At 50.3% G+C, this 25,227-nt stretch carries 21 protein-coding genes; 17 read left to right on the top strand and 4 right to left on the bottom strand.

The annotated features are described in order from the left end of the window. Positions 1 to 25 precede the first annotated feature (25 nt). The 6 genes from HF324_RS32835 (at position 26) to HF324_RS32810 (ending at position 9,667) form a co-directional block, all read left to right on the top strand. A complete protein-coding gene (locus HF324_RS32835; RefSeq protein WP_168808071.1) occupies positions 26 to 2,419 on the top strand; it encodes an ABC transporter permease in 2,394 nt (797 codons plus the stop codon). Between the two features lie 11 nt (positions 2,420 to 2,430). Further along, positions 2,431 to 4,839 (top strand): FtsX-like permease family protein, encoded by a 2,409-nt coding sequence (locus HF324_RS32830; RefSeq protein ID WP_168861675.1) that lies wholly within the window; start codon positions 2,431 to 2,433, stop codon positions 4,837 to 4,839. Between the two features lie 75 nt (positions 4,840 to 4,914). Beyond that, the gene (locus tag HF324_RS32825) at positions 4,915 to 5,580 is read left to right on the top strand and encodes an ABC transporter ATP-binding protein (protein WP_168808067.1); all 666 of its coding nucleotides are present in this window, start codon (positions 4,915 to 4,917) and stop codon (positions 5,578 to 5,580) included. A gap of 154 nt (positions 5,581 to 5,734) precedes the next feature. Further along, a complete protein-coding gene (locus tag HF324_RS32820; RefSeq protein WP_168808065.1) occupies positions 5,735 to 7,087 on the top strand; it encodes a TolC family protein in 1,353 nt (450 codons plus the stop codon). An 80-nt stretch (positions 7,088 to 7,167) separates the two neighbouring features. Next, positions 7,168 to 8,469, top strand: coding sequence for an efflux RND transporter periplasmic adaptor subunit (locus HF324_RS32815; protein ID WP_246269354.1), 1,302 nt, complete (start codon positions 7,168 to 7,170; stop codon positions 8,467 to 8,469). A gap of 169 nt (positions 8,470 to 8,638) precedes the next feature. Next, the gene (locus HF324_RS32810; protein WP_220100652.1) at positions 8,639 to 9,667 is read left to right on the top strand and encodes an NAD(P)H-dependent glycerol-3-phosphate dehydrogenase; all 1,029 of its coding nucleotides are present in this window, start codon (positions 8,639 to 8,641) and stop codon (positions 9,665 to 9,667) included. A 15-nt stretch (positions 9,668 to 9,682) separates the two neighbouring features. Here HF324_RS32810 and HF324_RS32805 read toward each other — a convergent pair whose 3' ends face one another. Beyond that, positions 9,683 to 9,961, bottom strand: a complete 279-nt coding sequence (locus HF324_RS32805; protein WP_078669906.1) for a hypothetical protein — start codon at positions 9,959 to 9,961, stop codon at positions 9,683 to 9,685. 662 nt (positions 9,962 to 10,623) lie between these two features. Between HF324_RS32805 and HF324_RS32800 the strand changes: the two genes are divergently transcribed. The 4 genes from HF324_RS32800 (at position 10,624) to HF324_RS32785 (ending at position 15,338) form a co-directional block, all read left to right on the top strand. After that, entirely contained in the window at positions 10,624 to 12,900 is a 2,277-nt protein-coding gene (locus HF324_RS32800; RefSeq protein WP_168861674.1) for a glycosyltransferase, read from the top strand. After that, complete coding sequence (locus HF324_RS32795; RefSeq protein ID WP_246269353.1) at positions 12,869 to 13,267, top strand: response regulator; 399 nt, start codon at positions 12,869 to 12,871, stop codon at positions 13,265 to 13,267. Before HF324_RS32800 ends, HF324_RS32795 begins: the two co-directional genes overlap by 32 nt. 69 nt (positions 13,268 to 13,336) lie before the next feature. Further along, a complete protein-coding gene (locus tag HF324_RS32790) occupies positions 13,337 to 14,770 on the top strand; it encodes a sigma-54-dependent transcriptional regulator (protein WP_168808057.1) in 1,434 nt (477 codons plus the stop codon). A 58-nt stretch (positions 14,771 to 14,828) separates the two neighbouring features. Next, the gene (locus HF324_RS32785) at positions 14,829 to 15,338 is read left to right on the top strand and encodes a low affinity iron permease family protein (protein WP_168861673.1); all 510 of its coding nucleotides are present in this window, start codon (positions 14,829 to 14,831) and stop codon (positions 15,336 to 15,338) included. Here HF324_RS32785 and HF324_RS32780 read toward each other — a convergent pair. Beyond that, positions 15,335 to 16,774, bottom strand: a complete 1,440-nt coding sequence (locus HF324_RS32780) for a hybrid sensor histidine kinase/response regulator (RefSeq protein WP_168808053.1) — start codon at positions 16,772 to 16,774, stop codon at positions 15,335 to 15,337. The two genes, HF324_RS32785 and HF324_RS32780, sit on opposite strands and share 4 nt — an antisense overlap. 77 nt (positions 16,775 to 16,851) lie before the next feature. Next, complete coding sequence (locus HF324_RS32775) at positions 16,852 to 18,282, bottom strand: sensor histidine kinase (RefSeq protein ID WP_168808051.1); 1,431 nt, start codon at positions 18,280 to 18,282, stop codon at positions 16,852 to 16,854. Between the two features lie 320 nt (positions 18,283 to 18,602). Between HF324_RS32775 and HF324_RS32770 the strand changes: the two genes are divergently transcribed. From HF324_RS32770 to HF324_RS32755, 4 genes are all read left to right on the top strand, one after another. Then, the gene (locus HF324_RS32770) at positions 18,603 to 18,806 is read left to right on the top strand and encodes a hypothetical protein (RefSeq protein ID WP_168808049.1); all 204 of its coding nucleotides are present in this window, start codon (positions 18,603 to 18,605) and stop codon (positions 18,804 to 18,806) included. Positions 18,807 to 18,837: 31 nt separating this feature from the next. After that, positions 18,838 to 19,413, top strand: coding sequence for a YciE/YciF ferroxidase family protein (locus HF324_RS32765; RefSeq protein ID WP_168808047.1), 576 nt, complete (start codon positions 18,838 to 18,840; stop codon positions 19,411 to 19,413). 91 nt (positions 19,414 to 19,504) lie between these two features. Further along, a complete protein-coding gene (locus tag HF324_RS32760) occupies positions 19,505 to 20,371 on the top strand; it encodes an SDR family oxidoreductase (RefSeq protein WP_168808045.1) in 867 nt (288 codons plus the stop codon). Continuing rightward, positions 20,364 to 21,434, top strand: a complete 1,071-nt coding sequence (locus HF324_RS32755; RefSeq protein ID WP_168808043.1) for a DNA topoisomerase IB — start codon at positions 20,364 to 20,366, stop codon at positions 21,432 to 21,434. Before HF324_RS32760 ends, HF324_RS32755 begins: the two co-directional genes overlap by 8 nt. Here the strand turns inward: HF324_RS32755 and HF324_RS32750 are convergent. Beyond that, on the bottom strand, positions 21,420 to 21,767 hold the full coding sequence (locus HF324_RS32750; RefSeq protein ID WP_168808041.1) for a hypothetical protein: 348 nt from the start codon (positions 21,765 to 21,767) through the stop codon (positions 21,420 to 21,422). The two genes, HF324_RS32755 and HF324_RS32750, sit on opposite strands and share 15 nt — an antisense overlap. A gap of 119 nt (positions 21,768 to 21,886) precedes the next feature. On the opposite strand from HF324_RS32750, the gene ku reads away from it, so the two are divergent. Genes ku through ligD form a run of 3 tightly spaced genes read left to right on the top strand, consistent with a single transcriptional unit; the run spans position 21,887 to position 25,208 of the window. Further along, positions 21,887 to 22,675 (top strand): non-homologous end joining protein Ku, encoded by a 789-nt coding sequence (gene ku, locus HF324_RS32745; protein ID WP_168808039.1) that lies wholly within the window; start codon positions 21,887 to 21,889, stop codon positions 22,673 to 22,675. Then, entirely contained in the window at positions 22,672 to 23,286 is a 615-nt protein-coding gene (locus tag HF324_RS33770) for a DNA polymerase ligase N-terminal domain-containing protein (protein ID WP_258539355.1), read from the top strand. The genes ku and HF324_RS33770 overlap by 4 nt, the downstream gene beginning before the upstream one ends. Before the next feature lie 53 nt (positions 23,287 to 23,339). Then, positions 23,340 to 25,208, top strand: coding sequence for a DNA ligase D (ligD, locus tag HF324_RS32740; RefSeq protein ID WP_258539354.1), 1,869 nt, complete (start codon positions 23,340 to 23,342; stop codon positions 25,206 to 25,208). The last annotated feature ends 19 nt before the right edge of the window (positions 25,209 to 25,227 follow it).

Raw genomic sequence — 25,227 nt, 5'->3', positions numbered from 1 at the left:
TTAACTGATCATAAACAAATGCCTGATGTGGAAAAACTATTTTAAGATAGCTGTTAAGAACCTGCTGAAACGCAAGTTGTATGCGGGTATCAACGTTTTCGGACTGGCTACGGCTATCGCCTGTTTTGTATTATTATCCCTATATCTCGAGAACGAATGGACGTACGACCGGTGGTATAAAAACGTGACAGAACTGTATCGTTTGCGTATGGACTACGGCCAGAAAGGGGAGAAGCCGGTACAGACAGCCCTCACGCCCAATATCCTGGCTACTGCTATTAAAGACCAGCCGGAGATTGAAAAAGTGGTGCGGGTGTACCACCGTGATGTAAGTATTCAGTATAAAGACAAAAGCTGGAACGAAAAGCGGTTCCTTTATGCTGACGCCCCGTTTTTCCAGCTGTTTTCTTTCCCCCTGAAAGCCGGCAATGCTGCGACCGTGCTGAGCGGGCCAGATATGGTGGTGATATCAGCGTCTATGGCGAAAAAATATTTCGGAGATACTGACCCGGTGGGCAAGACCCTGCTGATCAATGGCAAGCGCTCTTACCAGGTGACGGGCGTTGCCGCAGACGCTCCTTCCAATACACATCTCAAGTTCGATTTTGTAGCCAGCTACAGTACGTTGCAGCTGAAGGAATATTGGGGTTCGGCTAATTATTACACCTATGTGCAGGTGCAGCATCCGGCACAACTGTCAACGCTTCAGGCGAGCCTCACCGCGCTGGCGCGGCAGCAGCTTGGCGATGAAGAACGTAACAGCGGCGCCTCGCTGAATTTTGTGCCGGAGCGTGTGGCGGATATCCACCTGCATTCTGTAGCGGCCGATGTCACCGAAGCCAAGGGGGATATGCGCTACAATTATGTTTTCGCGCTCATAGGCGGCATGTTGCTGATCATTGCCTGCGTTAACTTCATGAACCTCGCTACGGCACGTTCTACCGAGCGAAGCAGGGAAGTAGGGGTGCGTAAGGCGCTGGGCGCGCAACGGGGACAGCTCTTCTGGCAGTTTATGATGGAATCGGCACTGCTGACCGGCATTGCGCTGGGCATCGGGTTGCTGCTGGCAAGACTGCTGCTGCCGGCTTTCAACCAGCTGGCGGATGTGCAGTTGCAGATGGGAGGCACCGGTGGTTACCGGATCTACATGGTACTGGCGGTCATTTTCGTCCTTGTATCCTTCGTTACGGGAATTTATCCTGCATTGTTCCTGTCCGGCTTCAGACCGGTGCAGGTGTTGAAAGGATCACAGACCGCCCCGCCCCGGGGCCGCGGCATCCGTCAGTCACTGGTGGTATTCCAGTTTGCGGCGTCTATTTTCTTCATCATCTGTACGCTGGTGGTACAGCAGCAGATGCAATACATACAGCATAAAAAACTGGGCCTGGACCGTTCGGAGGTATTGGCGCTCAACGGCTTCAAAGCCGATGCACAGGTGCTGGAATCCTTTAAGGGACGGCTGCTGCAGCTCTCCGGGGTAACGCACGTAACCGCTTCGGCCGAATCGCCGGTAGATGTCCAGGGAGGCTACAGCATAGACCATATAGAAGGCAGGCCTGCATCTTATACGCTGAACATCAACGCGCTGCCTGTTGAAAAAGATTACCTGAAAACATTGGGCATCACCCTGTTGTCCGGGGAAGACCTGACCCATGCCGACATTGCGGATATCCTGAAAGAGCCGTCCGAAGCGCGGGCGTATCACTTTTTCCTGAACGAGACAGCGGTCAAAAAGCTGGGCTGGACGCCGGAAGCCGCCGTTGGCAAGCGGATGATGCTCAACGGCCGCGAGGGGACCGTAAAAGGTGTTGTGAAAGACTTCCACTTCGCGTCCATGAAAAGCAAAATTGAGCCTATCGTGGTATTCCCGGAATACGACTGGTTTCAGCAGATCTACGTAAAAACAGGGGGAAGTGACAAACAACAGGTGATTGCCGCCATAGGTGCGCTTTGGAAAGAAGTGCAGCCGGCAACGCCGTTTGACTATCATTTCCTGGACGACGACTTCAACCGGATGTATAAATCAGAATACCGGGTAGGTGCTGTGCTGGGTGTTTTCGCCACGCTGGTAATGATCGTTTCCTGCCTGGGTTTACTGGGGCTGGCTGCGCTGACAACGCAGCAGCGTACGCGGGAAATCGGTATCCGTAAAGTGCTGGGCGCTTCCGTGACAAATGTGGTGGCCATGTTGTCGAAAGACTTTATCAGGCTGGTGCTGCTGGCACTGCTGCTGGCCGTGCCCGTAGCCTGGTATGTTGGCCGCAACTGGCTGGATGCTTTTGCTTACCATGCTTCCCTGAGCGTATGGCTCTTTGTGGCCGCCGGCGCGCTGGCCATCGTGGTAGCTCTGCTGACGGTCAGCCTGCAGTCTGTGAAAACAGCCACCATGAATCCTGTAAAAAGCCTTAGAGCGGAATAAAAAAACGAGCGATGTTTAAAAATTATTTCCTTGTAGCAGTCAGAAATATATGGCGTAATAAAGTCTTCTCCCTGTTGAATATCATGGGGTTAGTGACAGGAATCGGTGCTGCACTGGTAGTGTACCTCGTGGTATTTTACGAATCGGGGTTCAACAAAGCAGTAGCCGACACGGACCGTATTTTCCGGGTGGTTTCCACGATCAGCTTTTTGGGAGACAGCATAAAGAACAACGGTGTGCCCGTTCCCGTTATAACGGTAGCGAAGGAGAATATACCGCAGGTAGAAAATACTGTACATTTTTTTATTAACAATACTACCGCCCTTATTACCGCCGGGGGAAAAGACTTCAAGAATAAAGAGGACATCATTTTTGCAGACAAGGGCTATATGGACATGCTGGGATACGAGTGGCTGGGCGGAGATGCCGCCACCGCCTTGTCTCAACCGCTGTCGGTAGTATTGACGAAGGAGCGCGCCCGTGTTTATTTCCCCAACACGCCGATAGCGCAGGTGCTGGGAAAGCAGCTCCTATATGATGACAGTATCAGGGTCACCGTGACAGGTGTGGTGAAAGACCTGGCCTACGATACAGATTTCTGGTTCAGGGAGATGATTTCGCTGCCTACCCTGCAAACCAATGCCGCTTTAAAGAAAATCTACCTGAGCGACAACTGGCAGAGCATCAGCTCTTCTACCCAGCTGCTGGTCAAACTCCGTCCCGCTGCCCGCCCGCAGGATGCCCTTGCCATACTGGATAAGTATATATCGCAGCATGATACAAAGGATTTTAAGACAGTATTGTCGCTGCACCCGTTGAGCGATCTGCATTTTGATGTCGGGTTCGAAGCGTACCGCCGTACCGCGAGCAGAAAGCAGTTGAATATCCTGTCCATGATAGCCGTGGCTTTGCTCGGGCTGGCAGTCATCAATTTTGTGAACCTGACAACGGCGCAGGCTTCCCGCAGAGCGAAAGAAACCGGCATCCGGAAAGCGATCGGGGGTACTACCGGGCAGCTGATCAAACAGTTCCTCGGGGAAACGATGATCCTCACCCTGCTGGCCGCTGTGCTGGCGTTGCTGCTGGCGCCGCTCCTGATTATCAGCTTCCATACTTTCCTGCCGGACGATCTGCCCGTTACGCAATTGTATACGGTGCCCGTGTTGTCGTTCCTGTTCCTGTTAGCGGTAGTGGTGGCGTTCATCGCCGGTATCTACCCGGCTTATGTGCTGGCGCGGTTCCAGCCGGTAGCGGTGCTGAAATCCAATACAGGGCATCGCGGCGGAAAGGTCTGGGTGCGTCAGACATTGACAGCCGTGCAATTCACCGTCGCACAGTTTTTTGTCATTGCCACGCTGATTGTCAGCAAACAAATCAGTTTTTCCCTGAATAAAGACCTTGGCTTCCGGAAGAACGCCGTTCTTACCGTTAACACGCCGCGGCGCGATCCCGACCAGGCCAAACGCAGGCTGCTGGAAGAACGGGTGGCCGCCTTGCCGGAGGTGGAGATGGTGAGCCTGGCGGCGAACACACCCGCCATCAGCGGTACGGAAACATCTATTTTAAAGTATAACAATGGCCGCCAGGAGGTAGATAAAACAGTAGAAGTGCGTTATGGCGACAGTAACTATCTTCCGTTGTACCAGCTTCGGCTGCTGGCCGGCAGAAACATCGCCACCACAGATTCCGTGCGCGAGTGGCTGCTGAATGAAAAAGCGGTGACGGCCTTTGGCTTTAAAAGGCCGCAGGATGCCATCGGGCAGGTGATAGAAGGCCATCCGGTGGTGGGAGTGGTCGCAAATTTCAGTGCAGCCAGCGTGCGCAGTGAAATTCCCGCCATGGCCATAGGCAGCGATGCGCTGAGACGGCACCGGGTGCTGCACGTACGGCTGCGTAATCCCGGTGAAGGAGGCGTAGTATGGAATAATGCCATCAGCGGTATTGAAAAAGCCTGGAAGGACCTTTATCCGCGGGAGGAGTTCAGCTATGAGTTCCTGGATAAAACCGTCGCCAATATGTACCGGCAGGAGCAGCGGATGGGCAGCCTGTTGAACTGGTGCGCCGGCCTGGCTATTTTTATCAGTATCCTCGGCTTGCTGGGCCTGGTTATTTTTACCACTGACCAGCGTACGAAAGAAATAGGTATCCGCAAGGTACTGGGCGCCACCGTATGGCAGGTAGTCCGTATGCTCACGACCGATTTTATGAAGCCGGTACTGGTTGCATTCCTGCTGGCCATCCCCTTGTCGTGGTGGGTGATGAGCCAATGGCTGCAGTCTTTTGTTTACCGCACCAGTCTTACCTGGTGGGTGTTCGCCGCCGGCGGCGTGATCATGGCCCTGATGGCCCTCGGGGCCATGAGCCTGAAGACCGTGCGGGCAGCCCTCAGCAATCCGGCCAATACTTTAAAAACTGAATAAAAAGATCCGGTGAAATGAACTTATATTGCTTCACCGGAAAATTGTAAGCAAGTCCAAATTTCAAAAAAAATTATCATGATAGAACTGCAGAAAATATCCAAGCATTACCCGGTAGGATTTGGTAAAAACGAGATCCTGAAAGACGTTGACCTGACGATCAGGGAAGGCGAATTTGTGTCTATTATGGGACCTTCCGGATCTGGTAAATCAACCTTGCTACATATTCTGGGATTGCTGGAAGAACCTTCTGCCGGGCAATATCTCTTTCAGGGAGAGCGGGTGGATAAAATGAACGAGAAAAAACGGACGCAGTTGCACCGCGGCGCCATTGGTTTCGTATTTCAGGCTTATCACCTGATAGATGAACTGACCGTTTATGAAAACATCGAGACCCCGCTTTTATATAAAAACCTTTCCGGTTCTGAAAGAAAGAGCAAGGTGGCGGATGTGCTGGACCGTTTTAATATGGTAGCCAAAAAAGACCTTTTCCCCAACCAGCTCTCCGGCGGCCAGCAGCAGCTGGTAGGCATCGCCCGCGCTATTGTGGCCGAGCCGAGGGTAATACTGGCGGACGAACCTACCGGCAACCTGCATTCGGACCAGGCGAAGGTGATCATGGAACTTTTTAAACAACTGAATGACCAGGATAAAATAACCATTGTACAGGTGACCCACTCTGACCTGAATGCTACCTATGGCAACCGGATCATCCAGATCCGGGACGGGCATATACAGGGGTAACGACAGATGGTGCGCTTAATCAGTATTAATCTCCAAAAAAAAGACTATGTTGTATACGCATGGCGTTGGGTATGACACCATACCTAACAAAATTTTGCCTTCTATCAAGAAGCGAGGAAAACTATCCTTACATTTATTATATTTTTGGCCTGTTATGAGAATATCCCAAATCGCAGGATTTTTCCTGTTCTTCTGCTTCTTTGCTAACATAACCCCGGCTGTAGCGCAGGATACGTGGAGTTTGAAACGCTGTGTGGACTATGCTATGGAACACAGCATCACTGTAAAACAACAGGAGGTGCAAAAACGGCTTGCAGAACTTACGCTGCAACAAAGCCGCCTCAGTATGATACCCGGCTTCTCCGGCAACGTCAGTGCAGGGTATTCCGATGGTCGTATCGCCAGCATTCAGGATAACGCCTATATCAACCAGTCTGTCTTCAACGCCAGTGGTTCACTTAATATGAGAGGCGATTTGTTCAACTGGTTTTCAAAACAGAACCAGATAGCAGCCAACAGGCTGGATGCAGAATCCAATAGTTTCCTGCTGCAAAAAGCCCGGAATGACCTCGCTTTCAATGTTGCAACAGCATTTCTGCAGATCCTGCTGAAGGAAGAACAGGTAAAAGTAAACGAGGTACAGGTAAAACAAACCTTGTCAAACCTCGACAATACCAAAAAGCTGGTAATCGCCGGTTCTGTTCCGGAAAGCAACCAGGCCGACCTGGAAGCGCAACTGGCGCAGGACAGCACCAACCTGGTGACCGCCAGGAATGATGTAATTTTGGCTATCTTGCAGATGAAGGCTTATCTGAACCTCGGATTTGAGATTCCTTTCGTACCGGAAATCCCGGAGAACATCGCCACGCTGCCGATGACACCTCTCGGGGAAATGGACCCGGAAATGGTGTATAGCGCCGCGCTGACCACCTATCCGCTGGTAAAATCCGATGAGCTCAGGATCAAAAGTGCAGACAGGGCCTACCGTTCAGCGAAAGGACAGCTATACCCGACCTTGTCCCTGGTGGGTGGGCTTTCTACCAGCTATGCCAACAACTTCTATGACCGTGACGGAAAGCTGATCCCTTTCAACAAACAGCTGGATAATACCTTCGGTAAAAATATCGGGCTGAGTCTGGGAATTCCGCTGTTCAGCGGCTGGCAACAAAGGACCGCTGTAGCAAAGGCAAAAGTGAATGTACATAGCATGGAACTGAGCCGCGACCTTGACAACCAGAAACTACGGCAGGACATCTATACCGCCCATGCCAACGCGGTGGCCGCCCTTCAGAAATTCAACGCTTCCACTACCGGCGTAATGGCCGCCCAGAAAGCGTATGACTTCGCCACCAAACGTTTTAACCTTGGATTAATGAACACCATTGATTATATCACAACGCAAACCAGATTGTTCAAAGCCCAGATTGATAAAGTCTCGGCGCAATACGATTACATTTTTAAAATGAAATTGCTGGAGTTCTACCGGGACCAAAGAATATCCCTGTAGACAGCCGGGAAATAAATTGCTTTATGAAGAAGAATAAAAAGACCCTTTTTTGGCTCACGGGCTTAGGTTTACTTGTTATTTTGCTCATTGTTTTAAAAGTTTCGGGTGTTATCGGTAAAGAAGAAGCACTGAACGTAGCGGCAGACAAAGCAGAAAAAAAGAATATCATTGAGGTAGTAACCGCCAGTGGCAAGATTTATCCCGAAATAGAAGTAAAAGTCAGCTCCGACGTATCAGGCGAAATTACAGAGCTGACAGTACTCGAAGGGGATACTGTGGCAAAAGGCCAGGTGCTGGCCCGTATTTACGGAGATATTTACGGTTCTATGGTGGACAAAGCCATGGCTTCCGTTAGTCAGTCACAGGCACAGCTGGCCAATACCGCTGCTGCGCTCAATTCCTACAAAGCCCGCCTTGACCAGAACAAGGCCGCTTATCTTCGTAATAAAGAATTGCTTTCCCAGAAAGTGATCTCCCGCTCCGAGTTTGAAACCAGCGAAGCCACTTTCCTCGCTTCCCAGGCGGATTACAACGCGGCGGTGCAACAGATCAACAGCAGTAAGTTTGGCGTGCAGAGCGCACAGGCCAATCTGAAAGAAGCTAACAAAAACCTCGGTCGTACCACGATCGTAGCTCCCATGAACGGTATCGTATCCCTGCTCAATGTAAAGAAAGGGGAACGCGTGGTAGGTACCGCCCAGATGACCGGTACCGAAATGCTGCGTATCGCTGATCTGAGCCGTATGGAAGTACAGGTGGACGTTGGCGAGAACGATGTCCCCAAAGTGAAATACGGTGATACCGCCATCATCGAGGTAGACGCCTATAACAACCGTCGTTTTAAAGGGGTGGTAACCCAGATCGCCAGCTCCAGCAAAGGCGCTGCTACAGCTACCACTGCCACTGCCTCTTCAGCGGAACAGGTGACCAGCTATATTGTGCATATCCGCATTCTGCCGGAATCCTATGCAGATCTGCTGAACCCTGCCCTTCACAAAGCATTTCCTTTCCGCCCCGGTATGAGCGCCAGCGTGGATATACAGACCCGGCATGAAAACAACGTGCTGTCTATACCCATCAATGCCGTTACCACCCGCGACACTGATTCCACAAAGAAAGAAGAGAAAAAACCGGAAGATGCCAATAAGAACACCGCAGCGCTGAACGAAGTGGTATTTGTATTGCAGAAAGACAACACCGTGAAAATGGTGCCCGTAAAAACCGGTGTGCAGGACGACACCAATATCCAGATCCTGTCCGGCTTACAGGAAGGTGACCAGGTGATCAGCGCGCCCTACAGCGCCGTGTCCCGCACCCTGAATAATGGCAAGAAAGTGAAGGTGGTGCCTAAAGACAAACTTTTCGAAGGGCAGAATAAATAATTGCTCGCAAAGAAATAAAGTTGGCAAAAGAACGCAAAGATTTTGCTGACCAGGTAAGAAAGCAAAGGAGCGAAGATCATATGATCTTCGCTCCTTTGCTTTCTTACCAAATAAGGTCTTCTTTGCGCCTTTGCGTGCCGGATTTCCTATCTTGCGTAAAATTAGCATTGTGAGCAAGGAGAATCGCATTGGTATTATCGGCAGTGGCAGTTGGGCTACTGCATTGGCCAAGATACTGACAGACAATGGACAGCATATCCACTGGTGGATCCGCAATGAAGATACCATCCGGCATATGCAGCAGCGCCATCATAACAAACATTACCTGACTTCTGTATATTTTGATACCAGCCTGTTGTCGCTCAGCAGCGATGTGCGTGCTGTGGTGGCAGCCTGTGATGAGCTGGTGCTGGCGGTGCCTTCGGCGTTCCTGACAGAAGTGCTGGAGCAGCTCCCTGCTTCGGCGCTGGAAGGGAAGAAGGTGATTTCGGCCATTAAAGGACTGGTACCGGGCAATAACCAGCTGATCAATGAGTACCTGGAAGAACGTTTCCGGCTGCCGGCTGCACATTACTTCACCATCACCGGGCCTTGCCATGCGGAGGAAGTGGCCAATGAAAAACTCTCTTATCTTACTTTCTCAGGCGTACATCAGGAGGCCGCACAGGCTATTGCCGATAAGTTTACCGGCAGCTATTTGCAGACGATCGTCAATACAGATATGATTGGCGTGCAGCTGGCCGCGGTGATGAAAAATATCTATGCGCTGGGGGCGGGGATTGCGCACGGCCTGGAATATGGCGATAATTTCCTGAGCGTATATATCACCAACTGCTTCCGGGAAATGCAGGCTTTCCTGGAGCAATACGAGGCCCGCAAAGCGGAGCTGCAGGGCAGCGAACCTACGGTGCATAACTACAGCGCCAGCGCCTACCTGGGCGACCTGCTGGTGACCTGTTACTCCCTGCATAGCAGGAACCGGACTTTCGGTAACATGATCGGGAAAGGATACTCCGTTAAAGCAGCGCAGCTGGAGTTAAATATGATTGCAGAAGGGTATTATGCCAGCAAATGCATGTATGAGATGAACAAGGAGATAGGAGCGGTGATGCCTGTTGCCCAGGCGGTGTATGCAGTATTATGGCAGCAGGTGCATCCATCCGAGGCCTTTCTTTCACTTGAAAAAGGATTTATCTGACACGAGGACTGACGACTAGTAGTCGTCATAGTCCTCATAATTATCTTCCCCTACTTTTACAATGGCTTTTACTTTGGGAAAATACTGTTTGATAAGGGCAGCTATTTTCTCAAAGAGATAGTCGTCTAATTTTGGTCCTTCATAGTATTCCACTTCATTGGTCTCGTCTGAAATGATGTATTCTGTAACTGTCTGATCTACAATTGCCAGGAATCTTCTTTCTTTGGCTACTTTCCGGATGTTGATTTTAGTGGGGACTCCATCCACGTTGAGGGTACATGCAATATGTCGCATAAGCGCGGTAAGGTTTTATAATGAATAGATAGATTTTGATCCAAGTAAATCGCCGATACTATAAAACGTCAAAAAAAGAAGTGTGTTAATCTTTGGTTAATTGGGCCCGATATGGTCGTGAGTTTAAAAATAAGCAAGTTTGGACAATTAACAAAATTGTATACTTTTTTTGATGTTTTATAAATATTTTAAATTATTTTTTCATCTCTTATGTCCTGTGCCGCCCAACAACCTGCTGTGGCCGGAGATCCGCTATTATGGCTGCAAGACAATCAGTGCCATGATTTACCCCCAGCCAGGCATCCGCGCCGGAACCGCTTGTGATATGTGCTTTCAGTGATCCCTTCACATCCTTGGTTTTATGGATGTATCCACTGCGAATGCTGTGCTTTGCCCCCCTGTTTCCGGTAAAGGAAACAAATATTTTACAATTATAATAATAAATAGATATATCAAATGTTAATTACTTCTTAACGCCGGGCAAAAATTGTTTTCCCCACCCGGGAAAAAACGGGATAAACATATGGGGAATATTTTCTACAGTTTTTGTTTGATGAATCCGGTAAAATGCAGCAGTCAGGCGTTGGATTGATATTTGAAAAGCTTAGATCCCGGACTACCCAATGGGTCCGTTGTGAATGAAAGCCTTAAATTTTTGACCAATGACTAAAAACTTGCTTTTTGTATCATCATTTCCGCCCCGTGAGTGCGGTATCGCTACATTTGCGCAAGATCTGATCAACGCGCTGGACAAAAGTTTCGCCGGGAAACTGAATATCGAAATCTGTGCACTGGAAGAATCGGGAAAACCATGGGGAAGCAAACAAGCCCCGGTCACGTACACCGTTAATCCTTTCGACATTGACAGCTGCATCGCCTTTGCGCAACAGGTCAATGAAAACAGTAAAATAGACCTGCTCTGCTTCGAGCACGAATTTGGCCTGTACGGCGGCGAATACGGGCACAACCTGCTCGCCATGCTGTCGCTGCTGGATAAACCTTTTATCGTCCGTTTTCATACCGTACTGCCATTCCCCGACCAGAAATGCCTGAAGGTAGTTAGCCTGATCGGCGCCCTGGCCACCAAAGTGACCGCCATGACCCGCTCGTCGGTTGATTTGCTGCGTGATGTATACCAGGTGCCGGCAGACAAAATCGTTCATATTCCACATGGCACCCACGCCCATATCATCGATGACGTGAATGCCCTCAAAAAGCAATACGATCTGGAAGATAAGCTGGTGCTCAGCACCTTCGGCCTCCTGAGCGAAAATAAAGGGCTGGAAACGGGTATCAGGGCCATGAAAGACATCGTCAAAACATATCCCAATGCCATCTATCTTATTCTGGGCAAAACCCATCCGGTCATCGTGGCCCGCGAAGGAGAGCGCTACCGCGAACGATTGGAAGAAATGGTAAAAGAATATCAGCTGGAAAACAACGTGCGGTTTGTTAATACCTACCTCTCCCTCGATACCTTACTGGACTATCTGTCACTGACCGATATTTACCTTTTCACCTCCAAAGATCCCCATCAGGCTGTCAGCGGAACTTTTGTATACGCCATGAGCGCAGGTTGTGCCGTTATTTCAACGGCCTTCGTTCAGGCAAAGGAAATGCTGGATGAAAGCTGCGGCTGCCTGATCGATTTCAATAATGCGGAACAACTGTCCCATGCTGCCATGACGCTGCTGGGCAATCCTGAACTGCGGCGCACCATGAGCCGCAATGCCATCGAGAAAACACGCAGCTCCATATGGGACAACGTGGCCATCGCGCACATGGCCATGTTCAGCGAAGTGCTCGATGACAGCAAAGTGACCATGCCCAATCTGCCGGCGCCTTACCTGGACCATGTAGACCGTCTGACAGACGAACGCGGTATGCTGCAGTTCGCCCGCCACGACGTGCCGGACCCGGCTCACGGTTATACCCTCGATGACAACGCCCGCGCACTCATCGCGCTCTGCATGTATATTACTACCATCAAACCCAGCACCTTCGCGGATTCCCTGATCCGTAAGTATATTCGTTTTATTGCCTCCTGTCGTAAACCGTCAGGCCGCTTCCTCAACTATGTAGACAAAGAAGGGAACTTCACCAGCCAGAATGAAGAAGTGAACCTGGAAGACGCCAACGGCCGTGCGGTATGGGCGCTGGGATACGCTCTTTCCTGCCACCGGGTACTGTCTTTCGATATGACACAGGAGCTGCTGTCCCTCTTCAGGCCCTGCCTGCGGTGGATGGACAGCCTCTCTTCCCCGAGGGCCATCGCTTTTGCCATCAAAGGACTGTATTATTTCCAGCATTACCGGAAAACCGAACAGGTCGCTGAGCTGCTCAATAAATTGGCCTCCCGATTGCAGGGATTATATACAGCGGAAGCAGATGATGACTGGAAATGGTTTGAATCGAGCCTTACCTACGGTAATGCCGTGCTCCCTGAAGCCATGATGCTGGCTTTCCAGGTAACCGGAGTGCCCGCTTACCGTAAAACCGCAGAAGAAAGCCTGGCGTTTCTTTGTGGCAAAACCTTTACTGACAGCTATATGAAAGTCATCAGCAATAAAACATGGTACCATAAACATATGCCCCCTGCCAATGAAGCAGGTGGAGAGCAATCCATCGAAGTGGCATATACCATGTTGGCCCTGGACACTTTTTATAACACTACTAAAAACCATTTGTACCTGGAAAAAATGCGCGTTGCCTTCAGCTGGTACCTGGGGAATAACCATCTCAAACAACTGGTCTATAACCCCCTTACCTACGGATGCTATGATGGACTGGAACGTAACAATGTTAACCAGAACCAGGGCGCCGAATCTACGGTGTGCTACCTGATTGCCCGTCTTTTGATGGAACAATGGAACAAACACAAATATGTTACAACCAAAAAAGACAACCGTGAACCGGTCCGGATCGGGTTCAGCGGATGAAATAAAAAACGGACCAAGTATCCTTATTATCGATGATGAACCGGACATTTGTCGATTGTTGCAGCTGACGCTCGTAAGACATGGCTACCAGGTAACCTATGTCCATGCACTGAATGAAGGAATGCTGCATCTGCGCCACCAGCAGCCGGACCTGCTGTTCCTGGATATCCATCTTCCGGACGGGTCAGGGCTCGACGCACTGCCGGTCATCAGACAAGAATGCCCAGCCTTGCCGGTGATAACCATTAGTGCCTATGACAACGGAATGGAGAAACAAAAAGCGCTGAGCGCAGGGGCTACCTTCTTCCTGCCCAAACCATTCAGCGTGAAACATGTTGATGAACTGATAGGCATCATCAGGCACTAACCGCCACGAGCCGGGATTTATTTAGTAATTTTAAGTAAGCTGTTGACAAATACCACATATTAGAGAAGTATGAAAAATATCCTGATTATAGATGACGAAATTAATATCTGTACGCTCCTCAGTAAATTTCTGAGCAAACACGGGTTCAATGTAGACACCACCATGACAGGCGCTGCTGCGCTTAAAATGATGAAGGAAAAAACATTCGATCTCGTACTGTGCGATTACAGGCTGAAAGATACAGATGGCGCACAATTGCTGCAGGACATCCATCAGATCAATCCGCAGACAATCGTCATTATCATCACCGGCTATACGGACGTGCGTGTGGCCGTGGAAATGGTGAAAAACGGTGCGTACGATTATCTGTCCAAGCCGCTGTATCCCGATGAAATACTGAACCTGGTGCACAAAGCTTTTGCGCACAAAGAATCCGAACAGGAGCGCCTGGCCGTGCAGCCGGTGGATGCCGGCAGCGCCCCGGAAGCCCGCGAAACGCTGCTGTCCCGCAACCAGAGCGATAAAAATGATAAATATGTATACGGTGAAAGTGAAGGCGCCCGTGAATTGATCCGCCAGATAAAATTGGTAGCGCCCACAGACTACAGCGTGATCATCTTCGGGGAAACCGGTACCGGTAAGGAATCGGTGGCCCACCTGATACATCACCACAGTAAACGTTCATCCCAACCGTTTGTGGCGCTGGACTGCGGAAGTCTTTCCAAAGAACTGGCTGCCAGTGAACTGTTTGGTCACGAAAAAGGGGCCTTTACCGGCGCTATCGGTACCAAAATAGGCGCTTTCGAACAGGCGCAGGGAGGCACGCTTTTCCTCGATGAAATTTCAAACCTCTCGTACGACATACAGGTGGCCATGCTGCGCGTGTTACAGGAAAAAGTGATCCGCCGCGTGGGCAGCCTCAAGGAAATACCGGTAGACGTACGCATCATCGTGGCGTCTAACGAAAAGCTGTCGGAGTCGGTGCAACGGGGCAAGTTCCGCGAAGACCTCTTCCATCGCTTCAATGAATTCACCATCTACATTCCGCCGCTGCGCGAACGCCGCGAAGACCTGCCGCTGTTTGTGGCTGCCTTTGTGGAACAGGTGGAACGGGAACTGGAGAAATCCTGTGGCAAAATATCACCGGAGGTATGGAAATGTTTCCAGCAGTACAACTGGCCCGGCAATATTCGTGAGCTGAAAAATATCATTCGCCGCGCCTGCCTGCTGACACCGGAAATGCAGGAAATCACCATGGCAGCCCTGCCGCTGGAGATGAAAGAGTCTTTTACCCAGCCACAGGAAGAAATGCAGGTAACCGGGGAACTGGCCATCATGGCTAATGACAACGACCTGAAGACTGTAGCGCTGCAGGCGGAGTACAACAAAATCATCAATGTGCTCAAAGAAGTAAAATACAATAAAACGAAAGCAGCACAGTTGTTAAACATCGACCGAAAAACCCTCTATAATAAATTACGCTTGTTGAATATCAACTACTAAAAGCAGGAGATGCAGGCAGGCTTTTTGCCTGCATCTCTTTGTAACAAATGAGGCAGCTATGAAACCACTATCCGAAAACCAGTCCGGTACACGATTCTTCGAAACCATGGCCGCCAAAGTAATAGCCGCTACCGGCAGCCCCTGGGCCTTCTTCCTGGCACTCGGTGTCATTATCCTATGGGGTGTAAGCGGCCCTATATTTCATTACTCCGATACCTGGCAGCTGGTCATTAATACCGGTACTACTATCATCACTTTCCTGATGGTTTTTATTATCCAGAAATCACAAAACAAAGATTCCAAATCTATCCAGCTGAAACTGAATGAACTGATAGCCGCACATAAGCTGGCCAGCAACCGGCTGATTGATGTGGAAAATCTCTCTGAAGAAGAATTGGACATCCTGCATAAATACTATCATGTAATGGCGGAAGAAACCGCCAAAAAAATCAGGATGAATGAGTCGCATTCAGTGGAAGAAGCGATTGACGGCGCACTCAGCAAACACGAAGAGCGCCTGCGCAGACGCAAGAAATTTCCTGAAGGCAGCGGAGAAGAAGAAGATTAAACCGCCGGTAGCGTGATGGTAAAGGTGGTTCCCTTCCCCTGTTCACTATCTACGTGAATGGTCCCCTTATGATTTAGCAGTATGTTTTGTGTGCTGGTCAGACCAAGACCGGTCCCTTTGGTTTTGTTGGTATAGAACGGGTCAAACAGCCGGGAGATTTTTTCTTCCGGGATACCGATGCCGTTATCCGAAATCTGTACCTGTGCTTTGTCCTGGTTGCGGCGGGTGGTAACGGTGAGGATACCCTTGCCCGGTGTCATAGCTTCAATAGCATTGATGATGATATTCAGAAAGGCTATCACCACTTTTTCATCATCGGCATTTACTTTTATATCGGGCGTTACCAGCTGTTTGTGGAGCCGTATTTCATGCAGCTGCATACGGTCCTGTGCCAGCCGGAGCGCATTTTCCATCAGTTGGTTAATGCCGTATTCTGCGGTGTGCAGCTCTATCATGCGTGTGCTGTCCAGCAGTTCGGTGATCAGCTGGTTAATACGGGTGCAGTTCCGCTCAATGATGTCAGTGTAGAGCGAGGAGTCGTCATTGGTTGCCACTTCATCTTCTTCTTTGAACTGGCTGACCGCCAGCAGGATGTTGGTCAGCGGGTTTCTCACCTCATGGGCAATTACCCTGGCGATACGGCCGGTGATCACAAATTTTTCCTGGTGTTGTTTCTCCTGTTCTTCCCTTTTTTTCTCCGTAATGTCCTGTATAACGCACAGGAATATCTGTTCCGCTTCATCCAGCATCACTGCATTGATGAGCACAAACAGTTTTTTGTTGTCGCGTGTTTTGAATTCATATTCCTGTGTGCCTGCTACGCCGTCATTGCAGATATTCTCCAGGAACTGTTCGCTCTGTTCCTGGAAGGTAAAGAGGTCGCGCAGGTGCAGCCGGAGAATATCTTCTTTCGCATATTGCAGCCGCCGGAGGGCGGCCGGATTGGCATCGATGATGTTTTTATCGCAGTCGGCCAGGATGATCAGGTCGTGGGCTTTTTCAAAGATGCCGAAGTATTTCCTTTCGCTTTCCTCGATGCTGCGGAGGTGTTTATATTCGTCGAGTGCATAGCGGATAGAGCGTTCCAGCAGGTCGGCGGTGATTTCGCCTTTCACGAGATAGTCGTACGCACCTGCTTTCATGGCTTCCTGGTCAATGGCATAGTCGCCTTTGCCCGTCAGCATAATGACGGGCATACTATATTGCATTTCCTGAAAATGATGGAGAATGTCCAGGCCGGTGTGTGGTCCCAGCCGGTAATCTACCAGGAAGATGTCATGGGCTTTCCTTTCAATGGCTTCAACGCCTTTCTGATAGGTAGGCGCCCATTCCAGGGTGTATTGACCGGGAGAAATATCACGCAATAGTTCCGTCACCAGGAAAAAATCGTCTTCATCGTCATCAATCATGAGTATCTGTATCGGACGCTCGCTCATCTGGATAAGTTAAAGAGTGGCAAAAGTTATCTGAACTTTGCCCCGCAAGAAAAGTGCTAATCTTTTCGGAAAGCGTGTCATCCTTCATTTTTATTCCCCTGCAGGAGGGGTAAAACAACGACAAAAGTGGCTCCCTGCCCGGGTTGGCCCTCTGCGAAGATGAAACCGTTGTGGCTGTCAACTATTTTTTTACAGATGGCCAGTCCGATGCCGGTACCGGTGTACTCGCTGATGCCGTGCAGGCGCTGAAAGATCAGGAAGATGCGCTCCGCGAAGGCCGGGTCGAAGCCGATGCCGTTATCTGCGATGCTGATACGGCAGAAGGAGGCGTCCCACCGGTTTTCTTTTACAAACCCCAGTTCCTTGCCTGTCAGCACCTGTTGCCGGATGGTGATCACGAGCGGCCTGTCGGGGCTGGCGAATTTGATAGCGTTGGCCAGTATGTTCTGAAATAGCTGGTGGAAAGAGGTATCGCTGCCTTCTATCTCGGGCAGGCTGTCGTAGGTGACGGTTACTTTTTTCTCTTCGAGGGTTACCTCCAGGTCGGTGAGCACTTCCTGTAAAAGCACATTCATATCTACCCGGGTGATGCTTTCCGGGGTGATGCGCCCTGCCCGCGAGAACACCAGCAGGTCGTTGATCAGCACCCGCATACGGGCCACTGCTGACACCATGCGGTCTATCAGCTGGATAGCGTCGGGAGGCAGGTTTTCCTTGTATTTCATCTGCAACCGGTCGCTGAAGGTGGATATCTTGCGCAGGGGCTCCTGCAGGTCGTGAGAGGCCACATAAGCAAACTGTTCCAGTTCCTGGTTAGTCTTATTGAGCAGGGAAATATTCTGCTGCAGATCGCGCTGGTAGGATTTCATTTTGCTTTCAATATGAAGCTGCAGGCGGAATTCGCGGGTCAGCGTCACATAGGAATAAATGCCGATCAGGATGGCCACGATCGAGGAGATGAAGATCACCGGCACCCACAGCACGGAGAAGAAATGAAACAGTTTGGATTTTTCATGCACGAGGCTTTCCTCGATGCGTATCATGTCCTGTACCTTTCTGTCCAGCCGGTCAGCTGCCTTTTCCCCTTCTTTTACGGACGTCTCCCGTCGTGCCACCGTCACCGTCTGGCTGCCGGACATGAGCTGTTCGTATTTGATGGTCAGCAGCTGCCGCAGGGTGTCCAGGTGTTTTTGCTGCAGGGGATTATCGGCCGTAATTTTTCGCAGCAGCAGGTATTCTTTTTCTATACGCATGCTTCTTTCCTGCATGGTGGGGTTCAGGAAAGAACTGTCTTTGGTGAGATTATAGCCCCGTATGGCCGCCTCTGCTTCTTTCAGTTGCCGGGTGATCACCTCCAGCCGTTTGGACACTTCTATGGCGTGATTCAGCCTGCCGGCGTTGTCCAGCAGGTTCTTGGCCACGAGGTAGGAAAAGATGGATGCAGCTATAATAACCGTAAAGGCAATGAAAAATCCGATGCGTATTTTTTTATATACTGGAAAATGCATTTGGTCTCTTCAATAGTGGTTACTGTGTAAGCAATTCAAGATACTATTTTATGTGCTAAAAACAGATGACCGGGCTGCCTATTTTTCTGAAGTCCTTTCTGCGCAACTATTTCCACAGTATGCTACTTATTTCTACGGCTCATGCGGAACCGTGAATACGCCGTGCGGCTGGCGTCGTTGACAAGTGTTGATGACGGCTGAATCCCTTTGCTGTACTGCGTTTGGTAGTAATGTAAGTGCGCATTGATGACGGTTATGGTGGCATTGGAATGAACTTTGATTTTTTTTCAACAGTTATTTAACCCATAAAACAGCAAGCTATGAACCCGGAAAGAAAAAAGCAGCCAGACGAGGAACCTAAGCCGGACAAGGAACAACCGGGAAGGGAAAATCCGACGCCTGTGCAACCTCCCCCCGACAAGCCTGAGCCCATTCCGGAAGAACTGCCCGAAAGGGAAGTGCCCCGGCAACCGGCAGACCCTCAGGCCGATCAGGCGTTTCAGAGACACACACCAGATAATTAGCATTTCATCACACAACTAAACTTTTACGTTTATGCCTACGTCCAGAACAACAGCAAAAACAGCTTCCACAAACAGAAAACCCGCCCGCAAATCCAATACAGCGGAGCAGATGAGTAATTCCAAATTCCATGAACTGTTCATGGAAGAACTGAAAGATATTTACTGGGCGGAGAAAGCCCTGGTAAAAGCCCTGCCCAAAATGCAGAAAGCGGCTACTTCCGAAGAACTGAAAACCGCCATCGGTGACCACCTGGAGGAAACGAAAACCCACGTTAGCCGCCTCGAAGAAATTTTCGAGATGATGGGCAAAAGAGCGATGGGCAAAAAATGCGAAGCTATGGAAGGGCTTATCGCTGAAGCCCAACAGGGTGTGGAAGATACAGAGGAAGATTCCATGGTCAGAGACGCCTGCATTATCATCGCCGCCCAGAAAGTGGAACACTACGAAATTTCCGCTTATGGCAGCCTGCGTACACTGGCTAACGTCATGGGCCATTCCGATGCAGTAGACCTGCTGGAGCAAACCCTCGAAGAAGAAAAACACGCAGACAGTCTGCTCACAGAGATAGCTGAATCTACCGTTAACGAAGAAGCAGCTGCGGAATAAATACGCTTGTGTAAAAGATTGTTCGTTTGTTGAATAGAAAAACTGCAAGGGTCCCTGTTATTGCACAGGGGCCTTTTTAAATGAAGATATCATGCAGAAATCCAATCCAAAGAAGGCCGTAAGACCGGCACAGCAACAGCGCCGTCAACCAGGACTGGAAACGGCTATGGACCCTAAGCCCGTATTTGACAAGAAGCAGCCATCCAAAGGCCGCCTGCAAGGCAAAGTAGCAGTCATCACCGGTGGCGACAGCGGCATCGGCAGGGCAGTGGCGGTCGCTTTCGCCCGCGAAGGGGCAGACGTGGCCATCTCTTTTTATGACGAAAAAGAAGATGCCGCCATCACCGCTAAAGAAGTAGCACGTTACGGTCGCCAATGCCTTACCATTGCAGGAGATATCCGCCAGGAAAAACATTGCCAGGATATCATCAAAAAAGTCATCAAACAGTTTAAAACACTGGACATAGTGGTCAACAATGCGGCGGTGCAGTACCCGCAGCAGGGATTGGAAGATATCACTGCAGAACAGTTGCATAAGACTTTTGAGACGAATATCTACCCGCATTTTTACCTCACCCGCGCGGCATTGCCGCACCTGAAAAAAGGCAGCTGCATTATCTGCACCACTTCCGTGACGGCCTACCGCGGCAGCAGCCATCTCATCGACTACAGCGCCACCAAAGGCGCTATTGTGAGCTTCGTCCGTTCGTTGTCGGCATCCCTGACGGAAAAGGGTATCCGGGTAAATGGCGTAGCGCCGGGCCCTATCTGGACGCCGCTCATCCCGGCAACCTTTACACCGGAGGAAGTGTCCAAATTCGGGTCGGACGTGCCCCAGAAACGGGCGGGCCAGCCTGTGGAGGTGGCGCACTGCTACGTTTTCCTGGCCTGTGAAGAATCTTCTTACCTCACCGGACAAATCCTGCACCCTAACGGAGGAGAAATTGTAAATGGATAACACCGCGATCATAACAGACCCCGTGGCGGTAGCCAGGGCAGTGAAATTACGCTACGTGAAGGCCGGCGCTCCCGGCTACTCCCGCGAACGCACGAAGAACGGCGACTTTGTCTATAAAGATGAACACGGCGCCGTCATCACCGACGATACCGTGCTGGAGCGTATCCGTAAGCTGGTGCTGCCGCCGGCCTGGGAAAACGTGTGGATCTCCAAATGGGCCAATGGCCACCTGCAGGCTACCGGCCTAGATGTGAAAGGGCGCAAGCAATACCGCTACCATACTACGTGGTCGCAGGTACGCAATGAAACCAAATATGACCGGCTGCGATATTTCGGCGCACTGCTGCCGGCCATACGGCGGCAAATACAGCAGGACCTCCATGGCAGCCAGCTAAACAAAGAAAAGGTGATCGCCATTGCACTGGCGGTCATGGAGGAGACACTGATCCGCGTGGGCAACAGCGCCTACGAAAAACTGTATGGCTCCCACGGCCTCACTACACTCCGCAATAAACATGTGACGATCAACGGCTCCGCAGCCTTCTTTCAATTCAGCGGCAAAAAAGGCGTGGCCCATAAAATCCAGTTACGCCACGCCGCGCTCACCCGCCTCCTCAAAAAGGTACGGGACATACCCGGTCACGAACTTTTTCAGTACTACGACGACAACGGTGAGACACACGCGCTGGATTCCGGGGAAATCAACGACTACCTGAAACAATGTACCGGGGAAGACTTTACCTGTAAAGATTTCCGTACCTGGGCAGGTACGGTACATGCGTTGAACCTGCTGGCGGAACTGGAGGACTTTACTTCTGTGACAGCCTGTAAACGCAATGTGGTGGGTATTATAGACACGGTGGCCGCCAAACTGGGGAATACCCGCGCCGTTTGCCGGAAATATTATATCCACCCCCAGCTGCTGAACGACTATGAAAACGGAACACTGGAGCCCTGGCTGAAGAAAATCCGGCTCCAACGCAAACAACCCGCCAATAGCGACGGGTTGCATGCTGATGAAAAAGTTCTGCTGGATTATTTGAAGCAGCTAGCCAAACAGTAGCTGCTCTTCCCTGTCTTCCACTTTGATTTTCTTGATAAACTCGTCGAACCAGGGCTCGTCGTGGGAGGTGTAGGCGCCATAGGCGTCCAGTACATACCCTTTATTGCCCTCGGCATCTTCCATTACATACAGAATGGAAGAATCTGACGGGTCTGATTCGCCTTCGAAACGATAGGTTTTGATAATGGTAAGGTCTTCCGGATTGTAGATTTTCTGCATGTCCGGCGATTGCATTCTGCCGTGGTCACTCATCTTCAGCTCATGGTCATATCCCTTTTCATGCAGTCGCTCTAAAACGCGTGTCAGTGTTGTCATTTCTCCTGGCTTTTCCATAAAATAAGGGTTTTGGTTACCAGAAGAAAAAACCAAAAGTTATGCCGCGCTGTTTACCATTATAGCGTACACTGGTACTATTTGTGTTAACATTAACGTATAACCAAAACTTTCACACTATGCGTGCAATTTGGTCAGGATCAATCGGCTTCGGATTGGTCAATATACCCGTCAAATTATACAGTGCCACACAGGACAGCAGGCTGGACCTCGATATGCTCGACAGCCACGGACTGGCTCATATCAAGTTTAAAAGAGTGAATGAAAATACCGGGAAAGAGGTGCCCTGGGAACAGATAGTGAAGGGATATCTCTACAATGATGAATATGTGATACTGGAAGACGAAGATTACGAAGCCGCCAGCCCTAAGAAAAGTAAGATCATTGAAATAGAGTCCTTTGTGGAAGAGGTTTCTATAGATGATATCTATTTTGAAAATCCTTACTTCCTGGAACCGGCCAAAGGTGGTGAAAAAGCATATGAACTGTTGCTGGAAGCCCTGCAGAAAACAGGGAAAGCAGGGCTCAGCCGCTTTGTGCTGCGCACGCAGGAACACCTGGCTGTCATCAGGCCCCGGGAAAATTACCTGCTGCTGCAGCAGCTGCGCTATGAAGAGGAGATACGCTCCTCGGAAGACCTGAATCTGCCGGATAAGGTGAAAATCGCTAAAAGGGAGCTGGACATGGCCATAGAGCTGATCAAACAATACTCCACCGAGTTTGATATCAGCCAGTATAAAGATGAATACAAAGCGGAACTGATGAAGATCATCAAAGCCAAAGCCGGCGGTAAGAAACCGGTAGTGAAGAAACTCAAGGTAGTACATACCAAGAGCGATGATCTGTTCGACCAGCTGAAAGCCAGCCTGGGCGGTAAACCTTCCACCAGTAAAAAACGCGCGTCATGAGCCTTACCCGGTATAAACAAAAACGGAACTTCGGGGAAACCACGGAGCCTGTCGCCGGCAAGCCGGCGAAGGGGAAACATATTTTTGTGGTGCAACGGCATCACGCCTCCCGGCTGCATTACGATTTCCGCCTGGAAGTAGATGGCGTGCTGAAAAGCTGGGCCGTGCCCAAAGGCCCTTCGCTGGACCCCGCCGATAAGCGCCTGGCCATGCAGGTGGAAGACCACCCGTATGACTATAAAGACTTTGAAGGGACCATCCCTAAAGGAAACTACGGCGCAGGCACGGTGTACATCTGGGACAAAGGCACCTTTGAACTGCTGCGTGACGATGGCAAAGATTTCGATAAAGAAGCCCTGAAAGAGATGAAGGCCGGTGATCTTAAAATAGTGCTGAAAGGAAAGAAGCTGAAAGGAGAGTTCGCGCTGGTGAAGATGAAAGCCTCGGAAGATAACGCCTGGCTGCTGATCAAACACCGCGATAAGTACGTGAAAGAGAAGTATGACAGTGAAGACTATACGCCGCAGCGGGTAAAAGAGCAGGGCCTTCGGGAGAAAGCCGCCGGTAGTAAAAAAAAAGCCCCGTCCGCAAGCCCGCACCGGAGCCGGTAAAGACATCAACCGCTTCGCGCAGGAAAGAGCCCATTAAAAAAGTCTACAAGCCTATGCTGGCCACCCTGGTAGACGCACCCTTTGACGATGCCGGCTGGCTGTTTGAAACCAAATGGGACGGGTACCGCGCCATCGCCGCCGTGCAGAACGGTAAAGTACAGCTGTATTCCCGCAATGAAAAAGACTTTGGCAAAGACTATCCCGCTGTAGTGGCGGCCGTGGAGAATATTGCGCATAATGTGGTGCTGGATGGCGAAATTATCGTGCTCGACAGTAAAAAGAGTTCGCATTTCCAGTCCCTCCAGAACTATAAAACCACCGGTAAAGGTAATCTCGTGTATATGGTATTTGACCTGCTGCATCTCAACGGTACTGAGCTGCAGCAGCTGACACTGCTGGAGCGTAAAAGCCTGCTGAAAGAGGTGGTAGCACAGCTCAACGATAAGCGGGTACAGTATTCGGGACATGTGCTCAAAAAAGGAAAGGAGTTCTTCGAAAAAGCCCGGCAGCAGCAATGGGAGGGTATGATCGCCAAAAAAGCCGACAGCCCGTATGAGGAAGGCCGCCGCTCCGCCTCCTGGCTGAAGATAAAGGTCACCAATGAACAGGAAGCCATTATCTGCGGTTTTACCGCACCCAGGGGCAGCCGCAAGAAACTGGGCGCGCTGGTACTCGGCTTGTATGATGATAAGCAGCTGAAGTATATCGGCAATTGTGGCGGCGGGCTCAATGAGGCTACGCTGGACATGCTGTCAGAAAAGCTGCGGCCGCTGGTGCAGCCTACGTCACCATTTGACCGTAAAATCAGGACAAACATGCCTGTCACCTGGGTAAAGCCCAAACTGGTATGCCAGGTGAAATTTTCAGAATGGACCGGCGACGGTATCCTTCGTATGCCGATATTCCTTGGATTAAGAGAAGATAAACCACCGTCAGATGTACATCCGGAAACACCTAAAACAGTTCAGACCATGGCTACCACTACCGCTGCTGCTACCGCAGAAAAAGACCGCGTTCTTACGCTCAACGGCAAAAAGGTAAACCTTACCAATCAGCAGAAAATATACTGGCCGAAAGAAAAGATCACCAAAGGCCAGCTGGTGGATTATTACCTGTCAGTAGCGCAGTACATACTGCCGCATCTGAAAGACAGGCCCATGTCGTTGCACCGTTTCCCGAACGGGATAGACAAACCTTCCTTTTATCAGAAAGACCTGGACCTGGAACAGACGCCGGCATGGATTAAAAGCATTGCGTTGCACGCCGCTTCCACCGGAAAGGATGTAGACTACCTGTTGTGCAATAACGAGGCTACGCTGGCTTATATGGTCAACCTGGGCTGTATAGAGATCAACCCGTGGCTGTCGCGCACCGGCAGGCTGGATAATCCTGACTACGTGGTGATGGACCTCGATCCGGAGAACATCGATTTTAAATATGTGGTGGAAGCTGCCCTGCATATCAAGGCTTTCCTGGACCCGTATAAGATAACTTCTTTCTGCAAGACTTCCGGTTCAACCGGCCTTCATATTTATATTCCTACCGGCGGTAAACACAGCTACGACACAGGACGGTTGTTTGCGGAATATATTGCCCGTCAGGTAAACAAACAGTTGCCGAAGAGCACCAGTGTTACCCGCGCCAAAGCAGCCCGTAATAAGAAAGTATACCTTGATTTTCTGCAAAACAGCCGCGGCCAGACAGTAGCCGCTCCTTATTCGGTAAGGCCCAAACCCGGCGCTACTGTGTCTATGCCGCTCCATTGGAAAGAGGTGAATGAAAAACTGAAGATCAGTGACTTCGATTTGTTTAACTCACTGGAACGGATAAACGAAGTTGGCGATATCTGGCACGATATTCAAAGTACAAAAAATGACCTGCGGAAGTTTATCCGTGATGTGGAACAGTCCGCAGACAGCTGATTTTTTTGACGTTAAAACC

Origin of the sequence: Chitinophaga oryzae, assembly GCF_012516375.2 — a bacterium.
Taxonomy (GTDB): Bacteria; Bacteroidota; Bacteroidia; order Chitinophagales; family Chitinophagaceae; genus Chitinophaga; species Chitinophaga oryzae.
Note: the sequence above shows the minus strand (reverse complement) of the source record. Positions and strands in the feature narration are given on the sequence as shown.

Coding starts and splice junctions, on each gene's coding strand:
- HF324_RS32755 (WP_168808043.1), top strand. CDS start 20,364: ATGGATAACACCGCGATCATAACAGACCCCGTGGCGGTAGCCAGGGCA.
- HF324_RS32820 (WP_168808065.1), top strand. CDS start 5,735: ATGAGAATATCCCAAATCGCAGGATTTTTCCTGTTCTTCTGCTTCTTT.
- HF324_RS32790 (WP_168808057.1), top strand. CDS start 13,337: ATGAAAAATATCCTGATTATAGATGACGAAATTAATATCTGTACGCTC.
- ligD (WP_258539354.1), top strand. CDS start 23,340: ATGCTGGCCACCCTGGTAGACGCACCCTTTGACGATGCCGGCTGGCTG.
- HF324_RS32780 (WP_168808053.1), bottom strand. CDS start 16,774: ATGAGCGAGCGTCCGATACAGATACTCATGATTGATGACGATGAAGAC.
- ku (WP_168808039.1), top strand. CDS start 21,887: ATGCGTGCAATTTGGTCAGGATCAATCGGCTTCGGATTGGTCAATATA.
- HF324_RS32825 (WP_168808067.1), top strand. CDS start 4,915: ATGATAGAACTGCAGAAAATATCCAAGCATTACCCGGTAGGATTTGGT.
- HF324_RS32835 (WP_168808071.1), top strand. CDS start 26: ATGTGGAAAAACTATTTTAAGATAGCTGTTAAGAACCTGCTGAAACGC.
- HF324_RS32830 (WP_168861675.1), top strand. CDS start 2,431: ATGTTTAAAAATTATTTCCTTGTAGCAGTCAGAAATATATGGCGTAAT.
- HF324_RS32785 (WP_168861673.1), top strand. CDS start 14,829: ATGAAACCACTATCCGAAAACCAGTCCGGTACACGATTCTTCGAAACC.
- HF324_RS32805 (WP_078669906.1), bottom strand. CDS start 9,961: ATGCGACATATTGCATGTACCCTCAACGTGGATGGAGTCCCCACTAAA.
- HF324_RS32760 (WP_168808045.1), top strand. CDS start 19,505: ATGCAGAAATCCAATCCAAAGAAGGCCGTAAGACCGGCACAGCAACAG.
- HF324_RS32800 (WP_168861674.1), top strand. CDS start 10,624: ATGACTAAAAACTTGCTTTTTGTATCATCATTTCCGCCCCGTGAGTGC.
- HF324_RS32775 (WP_168808051.1), bottom strand. CDS start 18,282: ATGCATTTTCCAGTATATAAAAAAATACGCATCGGATTTTTCATTGCC.
- HF324_RS32750 (WP_168808041.1), bottom strand. CDS start 21,767: ATGGAAAAGCCAGGAGAAATGACAACACTGACACGCGTTTTAGAGCGA.
- HF324_RS32765 (WP_168808047.1), top strand. CDS start 18,838: ATGCCTACGTCCAGAACAACAGCAAAAACAGCTTCCACAAACAGAAAA.
- HF324_RS32770 (WP_168808049.1), top strand. CDS start 18,603: ATGAACCCGGAAAGAAAAAAGCAGCCAGACGAGGAACCTAAGCCGGAC.
- HF324_RS33770 (WP_258539355.1), top strand. CDS start 22,672: ATGAGCCTTACCCGGTATAAACAAAAACGGAACTTCGGGGAAACCACG.